Source organism: Synechococcales cyanobacterium T60_A2020_003, assembly GCA_015272205.1.
Taxonomy (GTDB): domain Bacteria; phylum Cyanobacteriota; class Cyanobacteriia; order RECH01; family RECH01; genus JACYMB01.
The window spans coordinates 1-3,418 of record JACYMB010000233.1 but is presented as its reverse complement, the minus strand read 5'-3'; the positions used below and the strand labels follow the sequence as shown (position 1 = coordinate 3,418).

Below are 3,418 nucleotides of genomic sequence, written 5' to 3'. Positions count from 1 at the left end.
GATCGACCGTGAGGGCAAAGCGTAAGTTATTGAGCGTGTATTCATGGGCACACCATACGCGGGTCGTGTCTGGAAGCGACCGCAGTTTGCCGAGCGACTCGACCATTTGCGCCGGAGTGCCTTCAAACAACCGCCCGCATCCGCCTGCAAAGAGCGTATCGCCACAGAAGAGCTCACCGATTTCTCCCTCGACTACGGGCGGGAAGTAGTAGGCAATGTGGGCACGCGTATGACCCGGCACGAAAAACACCTGACCAACGCGATCGCCGACCGAAACGCGATCGCCCTCTTCTAAGAAGACCTGTTGTTTAGGAATGCGGTGGCGATCGCCTGCGCCCCCGTACACAATCGCGTTTGGAAAGTGCTGTAAAAGTTTGAGATTGCCCCCCACATGGTCATGGTGGTGATGGGTATTAAAAATGGCGACGAGCTGCGCCGATAGGGATTCGAGACAAGCGAGCACAGGTTCCGCATCTGCCGGATCGACGACGGCAGCCGTATTCTGCTGAGGGTCATGCAAAACAAAGATGTAGTTATCTGAACGGGCAGGTAAGCGATAAATGTGCACGGGATACGTCCTAAATCTAAGAAGCCGCAACGAAGTTTAGCGTATCGAGATTTGTATATGTCTGATCTTAGCGGTTGAGGTGCAGCCCTAGCTTTAGCAGCCAGTACCCAGATTTTCACAAATTATTTATTGATTATTTACGGATAGTTCATACCCCTACGGTAGGAAACTTCGACGCTGAGGGCACGATAGATATATTCGGGTATGACGACATCTACAGGGGCTATCTCCTGGGGAAACAGAATATAGAAATGGTTACGTACTGTGCATAGGGGTGAACTGCTGAATGCTAAATGTGTCTCTGGGACTTCGGAATAAACCGTGGTCGATTCATCAAATTCTAGAGAAGAGTCTCACAACTCATGAGATGACTCGTCAGGACTACCTGTATCTCACCTCTGCTGCGCTGCAGTGTCCGGTTTTGACCCAGGAATGCCACCAAGTGAACCAAGTCCTAGACGATTTGCGCACTGGGCGAGTCCGGTTGGTCGATTAATGCGATGAACGCCTCATCAGCATCCGAGGGATTCCTAGCTATAGCAATCCTATTTGGATTGTGAAATGTGCGCCCCGTCGGGGCGCACATTTCACAACTCATCTTTTTCATAAATCACGTAGGAACGCTGTATCTGGCAAGGAGAATTCTGACGTGGCCTGCTCACGCCAACGGATTTGCATTGCCCAGCGCAATCGCCTGCATGATAGGATTATCTACTGTCCATCATTGCGAGTTTAGCCGACTAGCAGCGGCGCGATCGCCAATGATCTTTGCTTAGAACGCTAGACGATGCAGTTCTCCAAAATCCTAATTGCGAACCGAGGAGAGATCGCGCTCCGCATTCTCCGCACCTGTGAAGAGATGGGCATTGCCACGGTGGCCGTACATTCTACGATTGACCGCCACGCCCTCCATGTTCAGTTGGCGGATGAGGCAGTGTGTATCGGCGAACCTCCCAGTAGTAAAAGTTACCTCAATATTCCTAACATCATTGCCGCTGCCCTTCTTAAGAACGCGAGTGCCATTCATCCCGGCTACGGTTTCTTAGCCGAAAATGCCCGATTTGCTGAAATTTGTGCGGATCACCAAATTACCTTTATTGGCCCCTCGCCCGAATCCATGCTGTCCATGGGCGATAAGTCCACCGCCCGGGACACCATGAAGCGTCTGGGCGTGCCCACGGTGCCTGGTAGTGAAGGTTTACTAAAGGATGACCAAGAGGCGATCGAGGTTGCCCGGGAAATTGGCTATCCCGTCATGGTTAAAGCGACGGCGGGCGGCGGTGGGCGGGGTATGCGCCTCGTTCGTAGTGAAGGCGATCTCGTGCAGGCGTTCAATGCCGCGCAAGGAGAGGCTGAGGCGGCCTTTGGCAATCCCGGCGTTTATTTGGAAAAGTTTATTGAACGACCTCGCCATATTGAGTTTCAAATTCTGGCGGATAGCTTTGGCAATGTGGTGCATTTGGGCGAGCGGGAATGCTCGATTCAGCGGCGTCACCAAAAATTACTGGAAGAGGCTCCGAGTCCGGCTCTGACCCCTGAGCTGCGCACCAAGATGGGGGCAGCCGCGGTCAAGGTGGCAAAGGCGATCAACTACATGGGGGCAGGAACCGTGGAGTTCTTGCTAGACGCCCACGGCAATTTCTACTTTATGGAAATGAATACCCGCATCCAGGTTGAACATCCCGTCACAGAAATGGTGACGGGGCTCGATCTAATTGCCGAGCAAATCCGGATTGCCCAAGGGGAACGCCTGCGCTTTACCCAAGACCAAGTCCAACTGCGAGGACACGCGATTGAGTGCCGGATCAATGCGGAAGATCCGGATCATAACTTCCGGCCTAGCCCCGGACGCATTAATGGGTATTTGCCCCCTGGTGGCCCCGGAGTCCGCATGGATTCCCATGTATATACGGATTATGTGATTCCTCCTTATTACGATTCGTTGATTGGGAAGCTGATTGTGTGGGGGCCGACCCGACCGGCCGCGATTGTACGGATGCGGCGGGCGTTGCGAGAGTGTGCGATTACTGGACTCCCGACCACCATTAGTTTTCATCAGCGGATTTTGGAATCTCCAGATTTTATTCGCGGCGATGTGTACACCAACTTTGTGGAGCAATTGCTGAAGCCTAAGCAGTAGTCTGAACGGTTCTAGGGCAATCAGCCTCAGAATGGATGCTTGATGAGCGGTAATGGTTTGCGATCGCTCCCTCCCTCCCATCCGCCTACTGTATCGAGGTATCCAAAAAAAACGAGGGTAAGTGCAATAATTTACCCGAGTGTGTACCTGAGGTAAGTAAGGCTATGAGTCCGGATCCCCAACCGCCCTATTCTCCGAAGTCTGAGGAGAAGCGCGAAGAAACGGATGCGGTGGCGATCGCGCCATCCCTAAGCGACAAAATTGCGACATTCTTTCAGTTTTCATCGTTAGGCACGACGTTCCGCACGGAAATCGTGGCTGGATGCACGACCTTTTTTACGATGGCGTATATTCTGGTGGTGAATCCTGGCATTCTATCCAACGCGATCTTTCTACAGGCATCGGGCGATCTATTTGGTGAACTTGTGATGGCAACGGCTCTGTCAGCGGCGATCGCCACGCTAGTCATGGGACTCTATTCTAACTATCCCTTTGCGCTGGCTCCCGGCATGGGATTGAATGCTTACTTTGCTTTTTCCGTCGTGCTAGAGGGCGGCGTGAACTGGCGCATTGCCCTGGCCGCCGTTCTCATTGAAGGCTTGATTTTTGTTGGCCTTACCCTGGGTAATATTCGGACTCAGATTGTGGAAGCGATTCCAGACTGCATCCGTCATGCAACTGCAGCCGGAATTGGGTTATTTATCGCCTAC

The 3,418-nt window shown here is 52.6% G+C and carries 4 protein-coding genes; 3 read left to right on the top strand and 1 reads right to left on the bottom strand.

Annotated features, from left to right (window positions below):
* A partial coding sequence (gloB, locus tag IGR76_11745; protein MBF2079163.1) for a hydroxyacylglutathione hydrolase occupies positions 1-568 on the bottom strand: 568 nt, incomplete at its 3' end.
* 286 nt (positions 569-854) lie between these two features.
* Here gloB and IGR76_11740 point away from each other — a divergent pair.
* From IGR76_11740 to IGR76_11730, 3 genes are all read left to right on the top strand, one after another.
* Positions 855-1,064 carry a hypothetical protein gene (locus tag IGR76_11740; GenBank protein ID MBF2079162.1) on the top strand — a complete coding sequence of 70 codons (210 nt, stop codon included), beginning with the start codon at positions 855-857 and terminating at the stop codon, positions 1,062-1,064.
* Positions 1,065-1,355: 291 nt separating this feature from the next.
* A complete protein-coding gene (gene accC / locus IGR76_11735) occupies positions 1,356-2,708 on the top strand; it encodes an acetyl-CoA carboxylase biotin carboxylase subunit (GenBank protein ID MBF2079161.1) in 1,353 nt (450 codons plus the stop codon).
* A 164-nt stretch (positions 2,709-2,872) separates the two neighbouring features.
* The coding region (locus IGR76_11730) for an NCS2 family permease (protein MBF2079160.1) at positions 2,873-3,418 on the top strand (546 nt) is incomplete at its 3' end.